Source organism: Aquibium sp. A9E412 (assembly GCF_030398335.1).
Lineage (GTDB): Bacteria > Pseudomonadota > Alphaproteobacteria > Rhizobiales > Rhizobiaceae > A9E412.
The window spans coordinates 1-21,754 of sequence record NZ_JAOAOP010000031.1; the positions used below are offsets into that span (position 1 = coordinate 1).

At 71.0% G+C, this 21,754-nt stretch carries 16 protein-coding genes; 6 read left to right on the forward strand and 10 right to left on the reverse strand.

Going from position 1 to position 21,754, the window contains the following annotated elements; translation table 11 throughout:
* Positions 1-91: 91 nt before the first annotated feature.
* Complete coding sequence (locus tag N1F89_RS12265; RefSeq protein WP_290084381.1) at positions 92-697, reverse strand: TetR/AcrR family transcriptional regulator; 606 nt, start codon at positions 695-697, stop codon at positions 92-94.
* A 203-nt stretch (positions 698-900) separates the two neighbouring features.
* On the opposite strand from N1F89_RS12265, the gene N1F89_RS12270 reads away from it, so the two are divergent.
* The 5 genes from N1F89_RS12270 to N1F89_RS12290 all read left to right on the forward strand — a co-directional run bounded on the left by N1F89_RS12270 (position 901) and on the right by N1F89_RS12290 (position 8,909).
* Entirely contained in the window at positions 901-1,359 is a 459-nt protein-coding gene (locus N1F89_RS12270) for a (2Fe-2S)-binding protein (RefSeq protein WP_290084382.1), read from the forward strand.
* Positions 1,360-1,363: 4 nt separating this feature from the next.
* Positions 1,364-3,637, forward strand: coding sequence for a molybdopterin cofactor-binding domain-containing protein (locus N1F89_RS12275; RefSeq protein ID WP_290084383.1), 2,274 nt, complete (start codon positions 1,364-1,366; stop codon positions 3,635-3,637).
* On the forward strand, positions 3,634-4,254 hold the full coding sequence (locus N1F89_RS12280) for a hypothetical protein (protein WP_290084384.1): 621 nt from the start codon (positions 3,634-3,636) through the stop codon (positions 4,252-4,254). Before N1F89_RS12275 ends, N1F89_RS12280 begins: the two co-directional genes overlap by 4 nt.
* Before the next feature lie 293 nt (positions 4,255-4,547).
* Positions 4,548-5,684 (forward strand): efflux RND transporter periplasmic adaptor subunit, encoded by a 1,137-nt coding sequence (locus N1F89_RS12285; RefSeq protein ID WP_290084385.1) that lies wholly within the window; start codon positions 4,548-4,550, stop codon positions 5,682-5,684.
* Positions 5,685-5,693: 9 nt separating this feature from the next.
* The gene (locus N1F89_RS12290; protein WP_290084386.1) at positions 5,694-8,909 is read left to right on the forward strand and encodes an efflux RND transporter permease subunit; all 3,216 of its coding nucleotides are present in this window, start codon (positions 5,694-5,696) and stop codon (positions 8,907-8,909) included.
* A gap of 48 nt (positions 8,910-8,957) precedes the next feature.
* Here N1F89_RS12290 and N1F89_RS12295 read toward each other — a convergent pair whose 3' ends face one another.
* Positions 8,958-9,941, reverse strand: coding sequence for an NmrA family NAD(P)-binding protein (locus N1F89_RS12295; RefSeq protein WP_290084387.1), 984 nt, complete (start codon positions 9,939-9,941; stop codon positions 8,958-8,960).
* Positions 9,942-10,064: 123 nt separating this feature from the next.
* Between N1F89_RS12295 and N1F89_RS12300 the strand changes: the two genes are divergently transcribed.
* A complete protein-coding gene (locus tag N1F89_RS12300) occupies positions 10,065-10,955 on the forward strand; it encodes a LysR family transcriptional regulator (protein WP_290084413.1) in 891 nt (296 codons plus the stop codon).
* A gap of 72 nt (positions 10,956-11,027) precedes the next feature.
* Here the strand turns inward: N1F89_RS12300 and pyc are convergent, their stop codons facing one another.
* The 8 genes from pyc to N1F89_RS12340 form a co-directional block, all read right to left on the reverse strand.
* The gene (pyc, locus tag N1F89_RS12305) at positions 11,028-14,486 is read right to left on the reverse strand and encodes a pyruvate carboxylase (protein WP_290084388.1); all 3,459 of its coding nucleotides are present in this window, start codon (positions 14,484-14,486) and stop codon (positions 11,028-11,030) included.
* A 196-nt stretch (positions 14,487-14,682) separates the two neighbouring features.
* Entirely contained in the window at positions 14,683-15,783 is a 1,101-nt protein-coding gene (locus N1F89_RS12310) for a branched-chain amino acid ABC transporter substrate-binding protein (protein ID WP_290084389.1), read from the reverse strand.
* A gap of 142 nt (positions 15,784-15,925) precedes the next feature.
* The gene (locus N1F89_RS12315) at positions 15,926-16,291 is read right to left on the reverse strand and encodes a DUF6867 family protein (RefSeq protein WP_290084390.1); all 366 of its coding nucleotides are present in this window, start codon (positions 16,289-16,291) and stop codon (positions 15,926-15,928) included.
* A 32-nt stretch (positions 16,292-16,323) separates the two neighbouring features.
* Complete coding sequence (locus N1F89_RS12320) at positions 16,324-17,049, reverse strand: ABC transporter ATP-binding protein (RefSeq protein ID WP_290084391.1); 726 nt, start codon at positions 17,047-17,049, stop codon at positions 16,324-16,326.
* A complete protein-coding gene (locus N1F89_RS12325) occupies positions 17,046-18,041 on the reverse strand; it encodes an ABC transporter ATP-binding protein (protein ID WP_290084392.1) in 996 nt (331 codons plus the stop codon). The genes N1F89_RS12320 and N1F89_RS12325 overlap by 4 nt, the downstream gene beginning before the upstream one ends.
* A complete protein-coding gene (gene livM / locus N1F89_RS12330) occupies positions 18,041-19,495 on the reverse strand; it encodes a high-affinity branched-chain amino acid ABC transporter permease LivM (protein WP_290084393.1) in 1,455 nt (484 codons plus the stop codon). The genes N1F89_RS12325 and livM overlap by 1 nt, the downstream gene beginning before the upstream one ends.
* A complete protein-coding gene (locus N1F89_RS12335; protein ID WP_290084394.1) occupies positions 19,495-20,424 on the reverse strand; it encodes a branched-chain amino acid ABC transporter permease LivH in 930 nt (309 codons plus the stop codon). Before N1F89_RS12335 ends, livM begins: the two co-directional genes overlap by 1 nt.
* A gap of 317 nt (positions 20,425-20,741) precedes the next feature.
* On the reverse strand, positions 20,742-21,746 hold the full coding sequence (locus tag N1F89_RS12340) for a 4-hydroxyproline epimerase (RefSeq protein ID WP_290084395.1): 1,005 nt from the start codon (positions 21,744-21,746) through the stop codon (positions 20,742-20,744).
* Between the last annotated feature and the right edge of the window lie 8 nt (positions 21,747-21,754).

The following is a 21,754-nucleotide window of genomic DNA, read 5'->3' on the forward strand; positions in this document are numbered from 1 at the left end:
CCAGGCGAAGTGGAAACCGGTTCGCCGTTCGGAAACGCGGGAAAACAATGAGTTAGAGCCGGTCTGCGATTCCGTGAAACGCAGAACGGCTCTAGGCGCGCAGCGCCAGATCCACCGCCGCGACGACGCCGCGCGCCTGGCGGCCGATCTCGGCGATGCGCAGGCCGCGCGCCTTCATCCCCTCCAGGCTGTCGAGCAGCAGGTCGGCGAGCGCCGCCGCGCTCAGCCCGCGGGCGGCGAGATCGGTGCCGCGGCGCGCCGCCTCCTCGGCGACGGCGCGCGCGAACACCGCGGCCATGGCGTCGCGCCACTCGGTCACCAGGTCGCCGGCCAGGCTGTTCTTCATGTCGAGGATCTCGTCGCCGTGCGGCGACTCGTCGAACGGCGCCAGCGTGGTGAAGAAGGCGGCGTCGAGCGCCGCCGTCAGGCGCTCGGCGAAGCCGCCCCCGCCGGCCAGCGCCGCCTCTGCGGCCGTCGTCGTGCGCGCCATCATCGTCGCGCCGATGGCGCGGTAGATGTCGGTCTTGTTCCTGAACACGACGTAGAGCGCCGGCCGCGACACCTCCGCCGCGCGCGCGATGTCGTCCATCGTGGTGCGGGCATAGCCATAGGCGAGGAACACCTTGACGGCACCCTCCAGGATGCGCGCGCGCTTGGGATCGGCGGCCCGGGCCGCATCGTCGAGGAGTGGCTGCATAATCCCCTATAGCATGTCGCAACCGGGCCAACGCGCCCGGCCCCGCAGACATGCGGCGAGATCAATCGGACAGGCCATGATGCCGTTCGAACACCGCTGCATGCCTTTCGGCATCATGGTCTATTGACAAAATGACATATTTTGTCAAGTTGTTTCCCGGTCCGCGCCACGGGCCGCCACGCCATCAGCAAGCGGACGCGCCCATGCGCCTTACGGTGGACGGAAGACCGATCGAGATCGACGCCGAGCCGGACATGCCGCTCCTGTGGGCGCTGCGCGACCTGGCCGGCATCACCGGGCCGAAGTTCGGCTGCGGCATCGCCGCCTGCGGCGCCTGCACGGTGCTGGTCGACGGCCAGCCGGTGCGCGCCTGCGTCATGCCGGTCGGCGCGGTGGAGGGTGCGGTGACGACCATCGAGGGGCTGGCGGAGGGCGACGCGCTGCACCCCGTGCAGCAGGCCTGGCTCGACGAGCAGGTCGCCCAGTGCGGCTACTGCCAGGCCGGCCAGATCATGAGCGCGGTGGCGCTTCTGGCCGAGATCGCCGATCCGAGCGACGAGGAGATCGACGCCGCCATGGGCGGCAATCTGTGCCGCTGCGGCACCTATCCGCGCATCCGCGCCGCCATCCGGCGCGCCGCGCGCGACGGCGCGGGGGCCTGAGGCGATGTCGCGCGCCGGCACCATCACCCGCCGCACGCTGCTGGTCGCCGCGGTCGCCGTGGCCGGCGGCGTCGCCTTCGGCTACTACGCCTACCGCAAGCCCTACCCCAATCCGCTCGAAGCCGGGCTCGAGGCGGGCGAGGCGGCCTTCAACCCCTATGTGACGATCGGCAGCGACGATACCGTCACGATCATCGTGCCGCGCGCCGAGATGGGCCAGGGCGTCGAGACGACGCTCGCCGCGCTCGTCGCCGAGGAGCTCGACGTCGCGCTCGAGCGCGTGCGCATCGAGCACGGCCCGGCCTCGCCGGCCTATGCCAACATCGCCATGCTGAAGGAAGGCGTGCCCTTCCCGCAGTTCGACGAGTCCTGGCTGGCCGAGCTCGCCCGCGACGGCATCGCCGTGTTCGGCAAGTTCCTCGGCCTGCAGGCGACGGGCGGCTCGTCGTCGACCGTCGACGCCTTCGTCAAGATGCGGCGCGCCGGCGCGGCCGCCCGCGAGACGCTGAAGGCGGCCGCCGGCAAGACGCTGAACGTCGCCGCCTCTAGCCTGCAGACGGCCGACGGCCGCGTCACCGATCCCGCCACCGGGCGCAGCGTGAGCTACGGCGAGGTGGCGCAGGCCGCCGCCCGGCTCGATCCGCCGGCCGAGCCGGCCCTCAAGCCGCGCGAGGCCTGGCGCCTGCTCGGCACCGCGCTGCCGCGCACCGACATGCGCGCCAAGGTGACCGGCGCGCCGATCTACGGCGTCGACGTGGCGCTGCCCGACATGCTGCACGCCACCGTGCGCATGAACCCGCATCTCGGCGCGCCGATGCGCGGCATGGACGCGCAGGCCGCCGAGGCGATGCCCGGCGTCGTCAAGGTGGTGCCGATCGCGCACCGCCTGGGCCACGGCTTCGCCGTCGTCGCGCGCTCGACCTGGCACGCCTTCCGCGGCGCCGACGCGGTCGAGGCGGACTGGGCACCGGCCACCTATCCGGCCGACGACGACGGGCTGTGGGCGGCGATCGAGGCGGCGGCCGACGAATCCGGCTTCTCGTTGCGCGACGACGGCGACGTCGACGTCGCCTTCGCCGACGCGCCGCGCGAGCGGCTGGTCGAGGCCGAGTACCGCGCGCCCTGGCTCGCCCATGCCTGCATGGAGCCGATGAACGCCACCGCCCGGCTGGCCGACGGCCGGCTCGAGGTGTGGGCGCCCAACCAGGTGCCGACCCTCGTCCAGAAGCTGTGCGCGGAGGCGGTCGGCCTGCCGGCGGAGGCCTGCACCGTCCACACCACCTATCTCGGCGGCGGCTTCGGCCGTCGGCTCGAGACCGACTACGCCGTCTACGCCGCGCTGGTGGCGGCCGAGACCGACGGCCGCCCGGTCAAGGTCACCTGGACGCGCGAGGAAGACACCACGCACGACGCCTACCGCCCCGCCGCCTATGGCCGCCTGCGCGCCCGGCTCGGCGACGACGGGCTGCCGGCGGCGATCGACATGAAGATCGCCTCGCCCTCGATCATGGCCAGCATGGTGCCGCGCATCTTTCCCGGCGTGCCGCTCGCCGGTCCCGACCGCTCGCTGGTCGACGGCACCTTCAACCAGCCCTATGCGGTGCCCGACTACCGGGTGGAGGGCGTGCCGGTGCCGCTCGACCTGCCGGTCGGCTACTGGCGTTCGGTCGGCTATTCCTACAACGCCTTCTTCCACGAGTGCTTTCTGGACGAGATCGCGGCGGCCGGCGGGCACGACCCGGTCGCCCTGCGCCGCCGGCTGATGCAGCCCTGGCCGACAGCGGTCAACGTCGTCGACACGCTGGCCGCCATGTCCGGCTGGCAGACGCCGCCGGGCGACGGCCGGGCGCGCGGCATCGCGTTCTCCGCCTGCTTCGGGAGCTGGTCCGGCGCCGTCGTCGAGGTGGCAGAGGGCGAGCGTGGCGTGCGCATCGAGCGGGTGTGGCTCGCCGCCGACGTCGGCACCGCGCTCGACCCGCGCAACATCGAGGCGCAGCTCGTGTCGGGCGCCGTCTTCGGCCTGTCGGCGGCCACCGGCCAGGAGATCACCTTCGCCGAGGGCCGCGTCGCGCAGTCCAACTTCCACGACTACGACGCGATGCGCATCCACCAGTGCCCGCGTTTCGAGGTCGCCGTGCTGGAGACCGCGCCCGAGATGGGCGGCGTCGGCGAGATCGGCACGCCGCCGGCCATCGCCGCGCTGGTCAACGCGGTCTCGGCGCTGACCGGCGAGCGCCTGCGCCGGCTGCCGCTGTCGCATGCGGTGACGTTTGCATGAGGCGGCGCGCCCGCATGCTGGCGCTCGCCGCGGCGGCCGCCCTGCCGGCGCTTGCCCCGCTCGCCGCGCAGGACGACGGCGCGGCCGCGCCCGAGCCGGCGCTGGCGGTCGACCTGGAGCGCGGCCTGCCGGCCTGGCGCGCGATCGTCGCCGTGCTCGCTCATCCGCGCTGCGCCAACTGCCATGTCGAGGACAACCGGCCGCGCTGGTCGGGGCCGAGCTACGGCGCGACGCGGGCGCACGCCTTCAACGTGCGCCGCGGCGCCGACGAGTCGGGCTTCGGCAATCCGGGCCTGCGCTGCATGACCTGCCATTTCGAGACCAATTCGGCCAAGCCGCACGGCCCGCCCGGTGCGCCCTCCTGGCATCTGGCGCCGGCCGAGATGGCCTGGTTCGGCAAGTCGTCGGCCGAGATCTGCGCCCAGATCAAGGATCCCGAGCGCAATGGCGGGCGCAGCCTGGCCGAGATCGCCGTGCATGTGCGTGACGACGCGCTGGTCGGCTGGGGCTGGCAGCCCGGCCCCGGCCGCGAGCCGGCGCCGGGCTCGGCCGAGGCGACGTTCGCCGCCATCGAGCGCTGGTCGGCCGCCGGCGCGCCCTGTCCCGAGCCGGACTAGGGGCGGTCGGTGCGCGGTCGCCGCAAGCTGGCGAGGCCGGCGCCGTCGGTCCCGCCGCGGCATGTCCGCGAGCGCCGCACCGGCCGCCTGCAACCCTGTCAGGAGACCGGCCCGCCGGCGGGCGGGCACGAAGATTTGATGTTCTTTTTGCACTGCAGCAATGGTATAGAAACCGCCGCGCGCCGTCCGCCCGCCCTGCCCGCGATTGAACTGGCGGCGGCGGCGACCCATATCGAGCCGCGTGCCCCGCGTCCGGCCGCCGGCCGTCGCGCTGCCGCGCACCGGAAGACGTCATGGCCAGATTGAAGCTACACAAGGTTGCCGCGGTGCTCGTGCTCGCGGGAGCGACCGCCTGGATCGCCACGGGCGAGTTTTCCTCCGCGGGCAGCGTAGAGCCGGCCGACGAGGCCGCGCCCGAGCGCGTCGAGCAGGCGGTCGCGCCCACCACGGTGGGCGTCGTCGTGCCGCCGCGCGTCGCGCATGCGCGCGCCATCCGCATCGCCGGCGAGACCGAGGCCGACAAGCGGGCCACGCTGGTCAGCCGGCTGGCCGGCACCGTCGAGAGCCTGCCCGTCGAGCAGGGCGACGCAGTCGCCGCCGGCGACCTGATCGTCCGGCTCGAGGCCGAGGGCAAGCAGGCCGCGGTCGACACCGCGCGCCAGCTCGTCGTGCAGCGCGAGGCGGAAGCCGAGGCCGCCGAGCGGCTCGCCGCCTCCGGCAACCTGCCCAAGCTGCGCCTCGAGGAGGCGCGCTCGGCGCTGGCCGCCGCCCGCTCGCAGCTCGAATCCGCCGAGGCCGACCTGGAGCGCACGACGCTGGAGGCGCCGTTCTCCGGCATCGTCGACCGCATCCGCGTCGAGGAAGGCGCCGCGGTGATGCAGGGCTCCGAGATCGCCACGCTGCTGCAGCTCGACCCGGTGATCGCCGTCGGCGAGGTCTCCGAGCGCGATCTCGGCTATCTCGCCGTCGGGGATGCGGCGGAGGTGCGGCTCGTCTCCGGCGAGACGCGCACGGGCACCGTGCGCTACATCAGCCGCGCCGCCTCGCCGCAGACGCGCACCTTCCGCGTCGAGGTCGCGGTCGACAATCCCGAGCGCGCCGTTCCCGCCGGCATGACCACCGAGGTCACGCTGCGCGCCACCCCGGTGGAGGCCGTTGTGCTGCCGCGCTCGGTGGTGACGCTGAGCAACGAGGGCGACCTCGGCGTGCGCGCCGTCGACGCCGAGAACCGCGTCGTCTTCTATCCGATCGACCTCGTCGACGACACGCCGCAGGGCCTCGTGCTCGGCGGCGTGCCGGCCGACGCGCGCATCATCGTCGCCGGCCAGGATCTCGTCTCCGAGGGCGAGACCGTCAACGCGGTCGAGGCCGACGCGGAAACGATCCGCAGCCTCGTCGGCGGCGCCGCCGCGGCCGGCGGCACCCGGTAGGACGGCACGATGGGCATCGTCGACTACGCCATCCGCAATGCCAGGCTGACCCTGTCGATCCTGCTGTTCTTCGTGGTCGCGGGCGCGCTCGCCTACCAGTCGATCCCGAAGGAGGCCGAGCCGGACGTCCAGATCCCGATCATCTATGTCAGCCTCGGCTACCAGGGCATCTCGCCGGAGGACGCCGAGCGCCTGCTGCTGCGCCCGGTCGAGACCAAGCTGAAGGGCCTGAAGGGGGTCAAGGAGATGCGCGCCTCCGCCTATCAGGGCGGCGGCTTCGTGCTCGTCGAGTTCATGCCCGGCACGGCGATGTCGGACGCGCTGGAAGACGTGCGCGCCAAGGTGTCGGACGCCGAGCGCGACCTGCCGCAGGGTGCCGACGATCCGACGATCAGCGAGGTCAACGTCTCGGAGTTCCCGGTTCTCGTCGTCACGCTCGCCGGCAACCTGCCCGAGCGCGTGATGACGGCGGCCGGCCGCGAGCTGCGCGACCGCATCGAGGAGATCCCCGGCGTGCTCGAGGGCGCGCTGCGCGGCGCGCGCGAGGACCTCGTCGAGGTCATCATCGACCCGGTGAAGCTGTCCTCCTACGGCCTGCAGCTCGACCAGCTCGTGCAGGGCGTAAACGCCGGCAACAGCCTGGTCGCGGCCGGCACGCTGGAGGGCGACGAGGGCCGCTACGCCGTCAAGGTGCCGGCGCTGATCGAGACCGTCGAGGACGTCGCCAACCTGCCGATCGTCGCCGGGCCGAACGCGGTGGTGCGCGCCCGCGACCTCGCCACGGTGCGCTCCACCTACAAGGACGCCGAGACGATCACGCGGCTCGACGGCCGGCCGGCGATCGCCATCGAGGTGTCGAAGCGCGTCGGCGCCAACCTGGTCGAGACGGTCGACCAGGTGAAGGCGGTCGCCAACGCGTTCGCCGCGACCCTGCCCGAAGGCACCTCGGTCAGCTTCTCGCAGGACAAGTCGAAGACGATCCGCCAGCTTCTCGGCGATCTCGAGAACAGCGTGGTGACGGCCGTCATCCTGGTCTTCATCGTCATCCTCTACGCGCTGTCCGGGCGCGCCTCGATGATGATCGGCTTCGCCATTCCCGCCTCCTTCCTGATGGGCATGCTGCTGCTGTCGCTGGCCGGCTTCACGGTCAACATCGTGGTGCTGTTCAGCCTCATCCTGGCGGTCGGCATGCTGGTCGACGACGCCATCATCGTCACCGAGTTCGCCGAGCGCCGCATGTCGGAGGGCATGGAGCGCAAGCAGGCCTTCTCGCTCGCCGCCAAGCGCATGGCCGGGCCGGTGGTCGCCGCCACGATGACGCGCATCGCCGCCTTCTCGCCGCTCCTGTTCTGGCCCGACATCGTCGGCGACTTCATGAAGTACCTGCCGATCACGCTGATCGTGACGCTGTCGGCCTCGATGCTCTACGCGCTGGTCTTCACGCCGACGCTGGGCGCCATGTTCGGCAAGGCGCATCCCGAGCCGCAGGGCAAGCGCGACGGCCTCTACATGGGGATCGTCAAGCGCGCCGTGCGCTTTCCCGTCACCGTGCTGCTGCTCGCCGTCGGCCTTCTGGTCGGCGTCATGTACAGCTACGGCCAGTACGGTGCCGGCGTCGAGTTCTTCCCCGAGGTCGAGCCGGAGTACGGCCTGCTCTACGTGCATGCGCGCGGCAACCTGTCGCTGCAGGAGATGGACGCCATCGTCGCCCGCGCCGAGGAGCGCATCCTCGGCTGGCCCGGCGTCGAGACCGTCTACACCCGCGTCGGCAAGACGCGCGGCGGCGGCGCCGAGATCCCCGAGGACGTGATCGGCACCATCCAGTACGAGTTCGTCGACTGGCGCGAGCGCAAGCCGGCCAACGCGATCCTCGCCGATCTGCGCCAGGTGATGACCGGCATTCCCGGTGCCGACGTCGCCGTGCAGGTGCCGCAGGCCGGACCGCCGACCGGCAAGCCGGTGCAGATCCGCCTGTCGGCCGCCGACCCCTCCGGCCTCGACGCGACGGCCGCGCGCGTCGCGGCCCGGCTCGCCCAGATCCCCGACGTGATCGACATCTCCGACGGCCTGCCGCCGCCGGGCGTCGACTGGGAGATCCGCGTCGACCGCGCCAGGGCCGCGCAGTACGGCATCGCGCCCGCCTCGGTGGGCACGGTGGTGCAACTCGTCACCACCGGCCTCAAGCTGTCGGACTACCGGCCGGCCGGCTCCGACGATCCCGTCGACATCCGCCTCAGGCTGCCGGAGGACCGGCGCACGCTCGCCACGCTCGACCAGCTGCGCGTGCAGACGGCGCAGGGGCCGGTGCCGATCGCCAACTTCGTCACCCGCGAGCCAGCCGAGCGCGTCGGCACGCTCAACCGCATCGACGGCGAGCGCACCATCGTCGTCGAGGCCAATGTGCGCGAGGGCGCGCAGACGGCCGCCGTGCTGGCCGACGTCACCGACATGATGCAGGGCATGGAGCTTGGCGGCACGCGCTGGAGCCTGGCCGGCGAGGACGAGGAGAGCCGCAAGGCGCAGGCCTTCCTGTCCAAGGCGTTCGCCGCTGCGCTGTTCCTCATCTTCGTCGTGCTGCTCGCCCAGTTCAACAAGTTCACCAGCGTGTTCCTGGTGCTGTCGGCGGTGGTGATGTCGACGATCGGCGTCTTCCTCGGCCTGCTGATCACCGGCCAGCCCTTCGGCGTCGTCATGTCGGGCATCGGCGTCATCGCGCTCGCCGGCGTGGTGGTGAACAACAACATCGTGCTGATCGACACCTACGACCGGCTGCGCGAGGAGGGCTGGAACAAGCTCGAGGCGGTCTTGCAGACCTGCCGCGAGCGCGCCCGCCCGGTCGTGCTGACGGCGGTGACGGCGATCCTCGGCGTGCTGCCGATCGCGCTCGGCGTCAACCTCGAGATCCTCAACCACGAGACGACGATCGGCGCGCCGTCGACCCAGTGGTGGATCGCGCTGTCGAGCGCCATCGTCTACGGCCTCGCCTTCGCGACGGTGCTGACGCTGATCGTCACGCCGGCCGCGCTGATGGTGTTCACCCGCGAGACGCGGCCGCACGCCGCACGCCGCAGCCTGTTCGCGCGGCTGTTCGGCCGCCGCGACGCGGAGGCCGGGCCGGCCGGCGACGCGGCGCCGGCCGACGGCGGCAAGAAGCGGCGGGACCGCAAGCGCAAGGCCGACAACACCGACCTGCCGGGCGACGCCTTCCCGAAGGCGGCCGAGTAGCGCCGGCGGCGGGCCGGCGAACCGGCTTTCCCCTCGCCCGCAAACGCCCTATGCGGCGCGGCGGGCGCCGGCGACCACGTCGGCCGTGCCGGCCCGCCCGTCGAGCGCCAGATCGCGCACGGCCTGGCCGATCGCCGCCACGGGGTCGGTCGAGGGCAGCGTGCCGACCGCGCCGGCGAGCCGGTGTCCGTCGAGCGAATGCGGCGTCGACCACAGATAGGCCATCGCCGCCACTTCGCGCAGCATCGGCACGAACAGCCCGCCGGCGCGCAACAGCGTCCACGGCACGCCGCGCCGCGCCAGCGGCCGGCCGAGGGCGCGCTCCGTCGCCGCCTTCATCGCCGCGCCGGTCAGCGTGTGGCCGGCGAAGTGGAAGCGCGCGAAGCGCGCCAGCTCGCCGCGCCGCTCGGCCAGCGCCACGAAGGCGCGCGCCAGGTCGGGCAGATAGGCGAAGGCGTGCGGCACGTCCATCGGCCCCGGCCAGACGAAGACGTCGCGCTTCAGCTTGGCCAGGATCATCAGGTCGAGCCAGCTTCCCGGCCGCCTGCCGCCGTAGAAGTCGCCGGCGCGCAGCACGATCGTCTGCACGCCGCGCTCGGCCGCCGCGCGGGCGAACAGCGCCTCCATCGCGACGCGGATGCGGCCTTTCTCCGTGCCGCCCTGCTGCGCGGCATCCTCGGCCGTGTCGAGGCCGATCCCGTAGCCGAAATTGTAGACGTTGCCGGGCAGCATGTGGGTGGCGCCGCTGGCTTCCGCCGCGGCGAGCACGGCCTCGGCCATCGGCAGCACCTTGTCGGCCCATTCGGTGTATTGCGGGTTGAGCGCGTTGAGGATGACGTCGGCGCCGCGGCAGGCATCGATAAGCGCCGCGCGGTCGGCCGCGTCGGCCGCCACCGGCTCGACGCCGGGCGCCATCTGCGCCGTGCGCGCGCCGCGGCCGACGCCGCGCACCCGCCAGCCGGCCGCCAGGGAGGCACGGGCGGCCGCGTCGCCGACACGGCCGGCCGCCCCCAGGATCACGATCGTCGGCATGGCATGTCTCCTTTTTCCGTTGCCGGTTTCCATCGCTGTGGAACGGACGATCGCATCTTCATGCGTGAAGGAAAATTTGCTATTGTTGATCTTGTTTCATTCATGAATGAATAGATTGTGGCGCTGACCGACCTCGACTGGAACCTGATCAAGAGCTTCATCGCCATCGCCGAGACCGGCAGCCTGTCGGCCGCGGCACGGCGGCTCGGCACCAGCCAGCCGACGCTCGGCCGCCACGTCGCCGAGCTCGAGCGGGCGCTCGGCCTCACCCTGTTCCGCCGCGGCCGGCGCGGCTATGCGTTGAGCGACAGCGGCCTGCGGCTCTACGACCGGGCGCGCCGCGTCGGCGAGGAGGCGGCCGCCTTCTCGCGTCTGGCGCTCGGCGCCACGGAAACGGTGGCCGGCACGGTGCGCGTCTCGGCGAGCGAGATCGTCGCCACCTACGTTCTGCCGTCGATGCTGGCCCGGCTCGGCGAGGCGGAGCCGGAGATCGAGGTCGAGATCGTCGCCTCCGACCGGGTCGACAACCTGCTGCGCCGCGACGCCGACATCGCCGTGCGCATGGTGGCGCCCGAACAGCTCGACCTGCTGGCGCGCAAGGTGGCCGACCTGCCGCTCACCGCCTGTGCGGCGACGCGCTATCTCGCCCGCCGCGGCCGACCGCAGGCGCCGCTCGACCTGCTCGCGCACGACCTGATCGGCCAGGACCGCGACGACGCCATCATCCGCGGCTTCGCCGCCATGGGCACGGCGGTCGACCGCCACGCCTTCCGCCTGCGCTGCGACAGCCAGCCGGTGCTGTGGGAGGCGGTGCGCGCCGGCAACGGCATCGGCTTCGCGCAGCGTGCGCTGGTCGCCGCCGATCCACATGTCGAGGCGCTGCTGCCGGAGCTGCGCCTTCCGGTTCTGCCGATGTGGCTCGCCATGCATCGCGACGTGCGCACCAGCCCGCGCATCCGCCGCGTCGCCGATTTCCTGCACGCCGCGCTCGCCGCCTATGCGGCGAGCGGCTGACGGCCGGAGCGCCGTTCCGGCGCCTGCCGAGCGTTCCGCGACGGCGCCCGGGCGTCGCCGCCCGGCAACGCTCTACTCGAAGACGACGAGCAGGTCCTTGGCGTCGATCTGGTCGCCGGCCGAGACCAGCACCTCGGCCACCGTGCCGTCGCGCTCGGCGTGCAGCGCGGTCTCCATCTTCATCGCCTCGATGGACATCAGCACGTCGCCGGCCTTGACCGTCTGGCCGGCCGCCACGGCGACCGACGAGACCACGCCCGGCATCGGCGCGCCGACCTGCGCCTCGTTGCCCGGCTCGACCTTGCGCCGCGCCTTGGCCGCCCCGGCGCCGTGCGCCCGGTCGGGCACGCGCACGCGGCGCGGCTGGCCGTTGAGCTCGAAGAACACCGTCACCATGCCCTTGTCGTCGGCCTCGCCGATCGCCAGGCAGCGGACGACCAGCGTCTTGCCGCGCTCGATGTCGACCAGGATCTCGTCCTCCGGCGCCATGCCGTAGAAATAGACCGGCGTCGGCAGCACGCTGACCGGACCGTAGCTCTCCTGCGCGGCGGCGAACTCGACGAACACCTTGGGATACATCAGCCAGGCCGACAGCTCCTGCTCGTCGACCGCGCGGCCGACCGTCTCCTCGAGCTCGGCGCGCGCGGCATCGAGATCGGCCGGCGCCAGCAGCGAGCCCGGCCGCACGGTGATCGGCGCCTCGTCCTTGAGCGCCTTCTTCTGCAGCGCCTCCGGCCAGCCGCCCGGCGACTGGCCGAGATCGCCGCGCAGCATGGAGATCACGGAGTCTGGGAAGGCGATGTCCTTGTTCGGGTCGAGCACCTGCTCGACGCTGAGGTCCTGGCTGACCATCATCAGCGCCATGTCGCCGACCACCTTGGACGACGGCGTCACCTTGACGATGTCGCCGAACATCAGGTTGACGTCGTGATAGGCCTGCGCCACCTCGTGCCAGCGCGTCTCGAGCCCCAGCGAGCGGGCCTGCTCCTTCAGATTGGTGAACTGGCCGCCCGGCATCTCGTGCAGATAGACCTCCGAGGCCGGCCCCTTGAGGTCGCTCTCGAAGGCGGCGTACTGGTTGCGCACGGCCTCCCAGTAGAAGGAGATGCGCCGGATCCACTCCGGATCGAGCCCGGTCGCCCGCTCGTCGCGCTCGAGCGCCTCGACGATCGAGCCCAGGCAGGGCTGCGAGGTGTTGCCCGACACGGCGTCCATCGCCGCGTCGACGGCGTCGACGCCCGCCTCCACCGCCGCCAGAACCGTGGCCGCGGCGATGCCCGAGGTGTCGTGCGTGTGGAAGTGGATCGGCAGGTCGGTCGCCTCGCGCAGCGCCTTGAACAGCACGCGCGCGGCCGCCGGCTTGAGCAGCCCGGCCATGTCCTTGATCGCCAGGATGTGCGCGCCGGCCGCCTCCAGCTCGCGGGCGAGCCCGACATAGTAGTTGAGGTCGTATTTCGCCCGCTCCGGGTCCTGGATGTCGCCGGTGTAGCAGATCGCCGCCTCGCACAGCTTGCCCTCGGCGCGCACCGCGTCCATCGCCACACGCATGTTCTCGACCCAGTTGAGGCAGTCGAAGACGCGGAACAGGTCGATGCCGCCGGCCGCCGCCTGGCGCACGAAGTGCTCGACCACATTGTCGGGATAGTTGGTGTAGCCGACGCCGTTGGCGCCGCGCAGCAGCATCTGCAGCAGGATGTTCGGCGCGCCCTCGCGGATCAGCCGGAGCCGCTCCCACGGGTCCTCGGTGAGGAAGCGCATGGCGACGTCGAAGGTCGCGCCGCCCCAGCACTCCAGCGAGAACAGCTCCGGCAGCGCCCGGCCGTAGACGCCGGCGATGCGGGCGATGTCGAAGGTGCGCATGCGCGTGGCGAGCAGCGACTGGTGGCCGTCGCGCATCGTCGTGTCGGTGACCAGCACCCGGCGCTCCTCGCGCATCCAGCGTGCGAAGCCCTCCGGCCCGAGCGCGTCGAGCCGCTGGCGCGTGCCGTCGGGCACCGGGCGGTCGACGAAGGGCACGCGCGGCGCGGCGGCATGCGCGTTGGGCCGCGGCCGGTCGCGCGTCTCGGGATGGCCGTTGACGGTGACGTCGGCCAGGTAGTTGAGCAGCTTGGTGGCGCGGTCCTGCCGCTTGACCTGGGCGAACAGCTCCGGCGTCTCGTCGATGAAGCGCGTGGTGTAGGAGTTGTCGCGGAAGCGCGGATGCGCGACGATCGCCTCGAGGAAGGTCAGGTTGGTCGCCACGCCGCGGATGCGGAACTCGCGCAGCGCCCGGTCCATGCGCAGGATCGCCTCTTCCGCCGACGGCGCCCACGCCGTCACCTTCTCCAGCAGCGGGTCGTAGTAGCGCGTGATGACGGCGCCCGAATAGGCCGTGCCGCCGTCGAGCCGGATGCCGAAGCCGGTGGCGCCGCGATAGGCGGTGATGCGGCCGTAGTCGGGGATGAAGTTCTGCTCGGGGTCCTCGGTGGTGATGCGGCACTGCAGCGCGTGGCCGTTGAGCGCGATCTCCTCCTGCCGCGGCACGCCGGACGCCGGCTCGCCGATGCGCTTGCCTTCCAGGATGTGGATCTGCGCCTTGACGATGTCGATGCCGGTCACCTCCTCGGTCACCGTGTGCTCGACCTGGATGCGCGGATTGACCTCGATGAAGTAGAACCGGCCGCTGTCGGCGTCCATCAGGAACTCGACCGTGCCGGCGCCGACATAGTCGGTGGCGTTGGCGATCTTGAGCGCGTAGCCGGCCAGCTCCTCGCGCTTGGCCGCGTCGAGATAGGGCGCCGGCGCCCGCTCGACGACCTTCTGGTTGCGCCGCTGGATCGAGCAGTCGCGCTCGAACAGGTGCACCGCGTTGCCGTGCGTGTCGCCCAGCACCTGCACCTCGACGTGGCGGGCGCGCTCGACGAGCTTCTCCAGATAGACCTCGTCCTTGCCGAAGGCGGCCTTGGCCTCGCGCTTGGCCTCCTGCACCTCGCGCTCCAGCGCGCCGGCCTCGCGGATGACGCGCATGCCGCGCCCGCCGCCGCCCCACGACGCCTTGAGCATCATCGGATAGCCGATCGTCTCGGCCATCCGGGCGACCTCGGCCATGTCGTCGGGCAGCGGCTCGGTGGCCGGCACCACCGGCACGCCGACCTCGACGGCCAGGTTGCGCGCGGCGACCTTGTTGCCGAGCCGGCGCATCGTCTCCGGCCGCGGGCCGATGAAGATCAGCCCGTTGGCCGCGCAGGCCTCGGCGAACTCCGGGCTCTCCGACAGCAGTCCGTAGCCGGGGTGCACCGCATCGGCGCCGGCCTGCAGCGCCACGCGGATCACCTCGTCGATCGACAGGTAGCTCTCGATCGGCCCCAGGTCGCGCTCGAGATGCGGGCCGCGGCCGACCTGATAGGATTCGTCGGCCTTGAAGCGGTGCAGCGCGTACTTGTCCTCCTCCGCCCAGATCGCCACGGTTCGGATGCCGAGCTCGTTGGCGGCGCGGAAGACGCGGATGGCGATCTCGGAACGGTTGGCGACAAGCAGCTTGCGGATGGGCACGTGCGCGATCCTCCGGGAAGGGCTTACAGGCGGGTGTGACTGCTTAGCGCGGGAAATGGTGCGGTGCAAACGCGCAAGCCGCGGGATGTCGCCTGCACCGGACCGCGCGACGGAGGCATCGCGCTGCACGGCAAGCGCACAACAAAAGCGGCCCGGCGCCAGGCGCCGGGCCGCAGACCTCCGCAAGGCGCGTCGGCTACTCCTCGAGATAGCCGTACTGGCCGTCCTTCCACTCGTAGAACACGTAGCCGGGCAGCGTGACGTCGCCCTTCTCGTCGAACTCGAGCGTGCCGAGCACGGTCTCGAAGGTGCCGTCGTCGAGGGCCGAGACGACCGCGTCGTAGTCGGTCGAGCCGGCCGCCTCGACGGCGTCGGTCCAGGCCTGGATCGCGGCGTAGGTGTAGAGCGCGTAGCCCTCGGCGGTCTTGCCGGCGGCCAGCAGCGCGTCGACGACCGGCTTGGCGACCTCGTTCTTGCGCGGGTCGGGCGAGAAGGTCATCAGCGTGCCCTCGCCGGCCTCGCCGGTGATCGCCCAGTACTCGTCGGTGACCAGCGCGTCGCCCGACACCAGCACGGTGTCCATGCCCTGCTCGCGCATCTGGCGCGCCATCAGGCCGGCCTCGGTGTGGTAGCCGCCGACATAGAGGACGTCGATGCCCTCCTGCTTCAGCTTGGAGACCAGCGCGGTGTAGTCCTTCTCGCCGGCCGTGTAGGCCTCGTAGAGCGCCGGCGTGCCGCCGGCCGCCTCGTAGGCCGCCATGGTGGCGTCGGCCAGGCCCTTGCCGTAGGCCGTCTTGTCGTGCACGAAGGCCACCTTCTTGTCGCCGAAGTTGTCCATCAGGAACTGGCCGGCCACCGCGCCCTGCTGGTCGTCGCGGCCGCACACCCGATAGACGCCGGGACCGGGCCGCTCGTCGGTGAAGGCGGGGTTGGTCGAGGCCGGCGAGATCTGGATGATGCCCTCCTCGGCATAGACGTTCGACGCCGGGATCGACGAGCCCGAGCAGAAGTGCCCGGCCACGAAGACGACGCCCGAACCGGCGAACTGGTTGGCGACCGCCACGGCCTGCTTGGGATCGCAGGCATCGTCGCCCACCTCCAGGCGCAGCATCTCGCCGTTGACGCCGCCGGCGTCGTTGATGTCGGCGACGGCCTGCTCGGCCCCGGCCTTCATCTGCTCGCCGAACGAGGCGTACTGGCCCGTCATCGGGCCGGCGACGGCGATGACGATCTCCGCATAGGCGGCGCCCGTCATCGCGAAGCTGAGGGCGACCCCAGCCAAGAGTGACTTTTTCATGTTCTCTCCCTCAAAACACCGGATACTCCCCTGGCGCGCCGGAACGGTGCTCTCTCCGGATCTGCCGCGGCGGGACCTGCCTCCCGCGTGTCAAGCATCAAAGCCCAACTCCTTCGCGAAGGAAAGACTTCGTGCATGATTCTCATGCTTTGCCGCCCGGCCTTTCTTGCCATCCGAAGAGGCCGCGACGGGCGTATTTGAAACTGTACTGAACGGCCATCTGCCGGGCGCGCGTCAGCCGCTTGCCGGCAAACGCGACGACGAGCAGCACCAGAAGGTCGACGGCGTAGTAGTAGGGCGCCAGCAGCGTGCCGCCGAACAGCGCGAAGTGGATGAAGCGCGTCGCCGCCGCCAGCAGCACGATGTAGAAGACGAGCTGCGCGTCGGCCAGCCAGCCGCGCGCCATCGCCCGGCCGGTGAGATAGGCCGCCGAGCCGGCCAGGATCACCGTCACGAAGACGAATTCGGAGGCCGAGACCTCCCACAACAGCGCGTTCTCGTTCTCCATCGTCCGCTCTCCGCCGGATGTCCCCCGGGCGGCTAGTGCCGCCCGCCCTCGAGATAGGCCGCACGCACCTCCTCGCGCCGCAGAAGCTCCGCGCCGGTGCCGCTCATGGTGATGCTGCCGTTGACCATGACGTAGCCGCGATGCGCCAGCTTGAGCGCGTGGAAGGCGTTCTGCTCGACCAGGAAGACGGTCAGCCCCTCCGTCTCGTTCAGCTCGCGGATCGCCGCGAAGATCTGCTTGACGATCAGCGGCGCCAGGCCGAGCGACGGCTCGTCGAGCAGCAGCAGCTTCGGCCGCCCCATCAGCGCGCGGGCGATCGCCAGCATCTGCTGCTCGCCGCCCGACAGCGTGCCGCCGCGCTGGCCGATCCGCTCCTTGAGGCGCGGAAACAGCGTGAACACCCGCTCCAGGTCGCCGTCGAAGTGCTCCTCGGGCACCAGCGAGGCGCCCATCTGCAGGTTCTCCATCACCGTCATGCGCGGAAAGATGCGTCGGCCCTCGGGCGACTGGGCGATGCCGAGCCGCATGATCTCGTGCGTCGGCATGGCGGTGATGTCGATGCCGTCATAGACGATCTGCCCGCTGCGCGCCCGCGGATCGCCGCAGATCGTCATCATCAGCGTCGACTTGCCGGCGCCGTTGGCGCCGATCATGGTGACGATCTCGCCGCGATGGACGTCGACGTCGACGCCGCGCAGCGCGACGATCTTGCCGTAATAGGTCTCGACCCCGCGCACCGCGAGCAGCGTGTCGCTCATCGTCCGTCTCCCGCCGCGTCGGAGCGCGGCGTCCTGCGCGCCACCTGGTCGACGTCCTGCTTGATCTCCGCGACGTCGATCTCCTCCTCGTCCTCGACGCCGAGATAAGCGGCGATCACCCGCGGATCGGAGCGCACGAAGGCGGCGTCGCCGTCGGAGATCTTGACGCCGTAGTCGAGCACCACGACGTGGTCGGAAATCTCCATCACCACCCCCATGTCGTGCTCGATCAGCAGCACGGAGGTGTCGTGCTCGTCGCGGATGTATTTCAGCAGCGCGTTGAGCTCGGCGGATTCGCGCGGGTTGAGCCCGGCGGCCGGCTCGTCGAGGCACAGAAGCCGCGGCCCGGTGCACATGGCGCGCGCGATCTCCAGCCGCCGCTGCGCGCCGTAGGGCAGGTCGGCGGCCGGGTCGTCGGCGCGCTCGGTGAGCCGCACCTGCTCCAGCCAGTAGGCGGCCCTGTCGATCGCCTCGGCCTCCGCCTTGCGGTAGGACGGCAGGCCGATGATGCCGCCGACGGTGAAGCCGGACGCCACCATCAGCGGATTGTGCTGCGCGATCAGGAGGTTCTCGAGCACCGTCATGCCGCCGAACAGGCGGATGTTCTGGAAGGTGCGGGCGACCTTCGCCCGGTGCGCGATCTCGTGGTCGGGCATGCGCTCGAGCAGGAACACCGCGCCTTCGGCCGAGCGCCGCCAGCGCGCGCCGGAGTTGGTCAGCGCGTCGAGCGCCGCCTGCTGCCGGCCCGGCCCGTGGCGCATGGCGATGCGCCCCTCGGTCGGCTTGTAGAAGCCGGTGACGCAGTTGAAGACCGTCGTCTTGCCGGCGCCGTTGGGGCCGATCAGCGCGGTGATGTCGCCGCGCCCGACATTGAACGACAGGTCGCCGACGGCAGTCAGGCCGCCGAAGCGCATCGTCAGGTGCTCCACGGTGAGCACCGGGTCGCTGTCCCAGCGCGCCACCGCGCCGCCCGTCTCGGCCGCCGCGTCCATCAGTGCCCCTCGCCCTGCGCCACCAGGTCGGCGCCGATCTTCTTCTTCTCCTTGAGCGCCACCGACGGTTCGCGCGTAGCGATCAGCCCGCGCGGCCGCCACACCATGATCAGCACCATCGCCAGGCCGAAGATCAGCATGCGGTACTGCACCGGGTCGAAGCCGTCGCCGAAGACCTGGCTGAGGAAGCCGATGTTGCGCAGCATCTCGATACCGCCGATCATCACCACCGAGGCGATGACGACGCCGATCTGCGAGCCGAGGCCGCCGAGCACGACGATCGCCAGGATGATCGCCGATTCCAGGAAGGTGAAGCTTTCCGGCGAGATGAAGCCCTGCCGCGTGGCGAAGAAGGAGCCGGCGAAGCCGCCGAACATGGCGCCGATGGCGAAGGCGGTGAGCTTGGTGTTGCGCGTGTTGATGCCGAGCGAGCGGCAGGCGATCTCGTCCTCGCGCAGCGCCTCCCAGGCGCGCCCGACCGGCAGCTTGCGCAGCCGGATCGTCACCAGATTGGTGATCAGCGCCAGCACGAAGATGATGTAGTAGAGGAAGATGAAGCGGTGGATCGGGTCGTAGGCGAGGCCGAACACGTCAGCGAAGCCGCCCTCGCCGCGCTTCAGCTCGAGGCCGAACAGCGTCGGCTTGGGGATGCCCGAGATGCCGTCCGGCCCGTTGGTGAACTGGTACCAGTTGAGCAGCACGATGCGGATGATCTCGCCGAAGGCGAGCGTGACGATCGCCAGATAGTCGCCGCGCAGCCGGAGCACGGGAAAGCCGAGGATCAGCCCCCACATCGCCGCCAGCACGCCGGCCAGCGGCAGCGCCATCCAGAAGCCGAGATCGAAGTGCTGCGCCAGCAGCGCGAAGGAATAGGCGCCGACGGCGTAGAAGGCGACGTAGCCGAGGTCGAGCAGCCCGGCCAGGCCGACGACGATGTTCAGCCCCCAGCCGAGCATGATGTAGGTCATGATCAGGATGGCCAGGTCGATGAACTGGCGGTCCCGCCCCGGCACGAAGGTGATGAAGAAGAACGGCAGCACCAGCGCGAAGACGAACAGCCCCCGCATCAGCCACTTGGCCGCCGTGGCGAGCTGCGGCGCGCCGGCCGCCGCGCCGGCGGCGAGCCGGCCGGTCACCGGCCGGCGGGTGCGGAAGACGAACAGGTTGAGCGCCAGCCGGCCGGCGAAGACGACCAGGATCGCCACGACCAGCGCCGTCCAGCGCGTCGTGATGGTGAGCCCGCCGGGCGCGATGTCGGTGCGCAGGCCGATGAAGAAGAAGCCGAGCACGCCGGCCAGGAGCGCGGCGAGCGCGGCGTCGCGCACCGATTCGGCCAGCGAATGGGGGTCGCGCGCGGGCACGGTGTGCGGCGCGGCGCGGCGGCTCTCGGCCTTCGCCTGGGCGCCTGCCGGCCGGTTGTCGGCGGCCGGGACCGGCGTCGTCTCGCCGGCCATCAGACCTTCTCCACTTCCGGCTTGCCGAGCAGCCCGGACGGCAGGAAGATCAGCACGATGGCGAGGATCGAGAAGGCGGCGACGTCCTTGTACTCGACGGTGAAGTAGCCGGACCAGAACACCTCGATGAGGCCGATCAGCAGGCCGCCGAGCATGGCGCCAGGCAGCGAGCCGATGCCGCCCAGCACGGCCGCGGTGAAGGCTTTGATGCCGGCCAGGAAGCCGATGTAGAAGTCGATCACGCCATAGAGCAGCAGGAACATCAGGCCGGCGACGGCCGCCAGCGCCGCGCCCATGACGAAGGTCAGCGAGATCGTGCGGTCGACGTTGATGCCGAGCAGCGCGGCCATCTTGCGGTCCTGCTCGCAGGCGCGCTGGGCGCGGCCGAGCGCCGTGCGCGAGATCAGCAGCGTGAAGCTCGCCATCAGCACCAGCGTGGTGACGATGATGATCATCTGCATGTAGGAAAGCTGCACGGCGATCGGCCCGTTCTCCGTCATGCCCTCGAGCAGCGTGACGCCGCCCTGGATCTGCGGCGGCAGCGGCTTGACGCGCGCGCCCTGGGTGATCTGCACGAAGTTCTGCAGCACGATCGACATGCCGATGGCGGTGATCAGCGGTGCCAGCCGGAACGAGCCGCGCAGCGGCCGGTAGGCGAGCCGCTCGACCGTCCAGCCCCAGGCCGAGGTGAACAGCATCGCCACGATGAGAACGATGAGAAGAACCACCGGCAGGAAAGCAAAGCCGAGAACGCTGGTCAGGATCAGGAAGACGGCGAGCGCGATGAACGCGCTGATCATGAAGATGTCGCCATGGGCGAAGTTGATCATGCCGATGATGCCATAGACCATGGTGTAGCCGATGGCGATGAGGCCATAGATCGACCCCAGCGTCAGCCCGTTGATAAGCTGCTGGACGAAGTATTCCATTGTCGCACACGGCTCCCCCGGAACGTCGCCGGTGCGGGCGCGTCCCTTATCGTTGTTTTTTCTTGTTCCTCTACTCGTAGCCGATGCAGCGGGGAATGCAACGCGGTTTTCGCCTCGCCGCCGCTCGCAAGCAGAGTGCGCCCGCCCGGTCTCCCTCCGGGATGCGGCGCGCGGCGGAAGCTAGCAGCCGGTTCGCGCAATGTCCGTGCGAGGAGCGCGAGCCGAAGCGTGAACGATGCACGAAACGTGCACAATAGACGCAAGTGGAAGATTTTCTCGCAGCCGGGCGCCATCGCGGGATCGCCCGCCGGCGGCGCTCAGCGCACCGTGAAGCCGTGCGCGAAGGGATCGCGCTCGTCGATGAAGATCGTGTTGAAGCCGGTCATGCGCGCCCAGCCGCCGATCGACGGCACGATCGCCGGCCGCTCGCCGACGCGGGTGGTCGCCTCGACGCGCCCCTCGAACAGCGAGCCGATGATCGATTCGTGCACGAAGCGGTCGCCGGGCGCGAGCCGGCCGCGGGCGGCGAGCTGCGCCATGCGCGCCGACGTGCCGGTGCCGCAGGGCGAGCGGTCGATCGCCTTCTCGCCATAGAACACGGCGTTGCGCGCATCCGCCCCCGCCGTCTGCGGCGCGCCGGTCCACAGGATGTGCGACAGGCCGCGGATGCCGGGATCGAGCGGATGCACGAAGCTGTGCGCCGCATTGAGCCGCTCGCGCAGCACCGGGCTCCAGCGCACCAGGTCGCCGGCCGTGTGGTCGGCGAGGTCGCGATAGTTCTCCTGCGGCTCGACGATGGCGTAGAAATTGCCGCCATAGGCGACGTCGACCGTGAGCGGCCCGAGATCGGGGCACTCCACCGTCAGGCCCTCCGAATGCAGGAAGGCCGGCACGTTGGTCAGCCGCACCGAGTCCACATGCGCGCCCTCCTGCCGGTAGCCGACGACGACCGGGCCGGCCGGCGTGTCGAGCCGCAGCGTGCCCGGCGTCTTCGGCCGCACCAGGCCGTTCTCGATGGCGAAGGTGACGGTGCCGATGGTGCCGTGGCCGCACATCGGCAGGCAGCCCGAGGTCTCGATGAACAGCACGCCGACATCGCAGTCCGCGCGCGTCGGCGGGTAGAGGATCGAGCCCGACATCATGTCGTGGCCGCGCGGCTCGAACATCAGCCCGGTGCGGATCCAGTCGTACGCGGCGAGGAAATGCGCCCGCCGCTCCATCATCGTGGCGCCGTCGAGCGCCGGCCCGCCACCGGCGACCAGCCGCACCGGATTGCCGCAGGTGTGGCCGTCGATGCAGAAGAAGGAATGGCGCCCGCTCATCGTGTCCC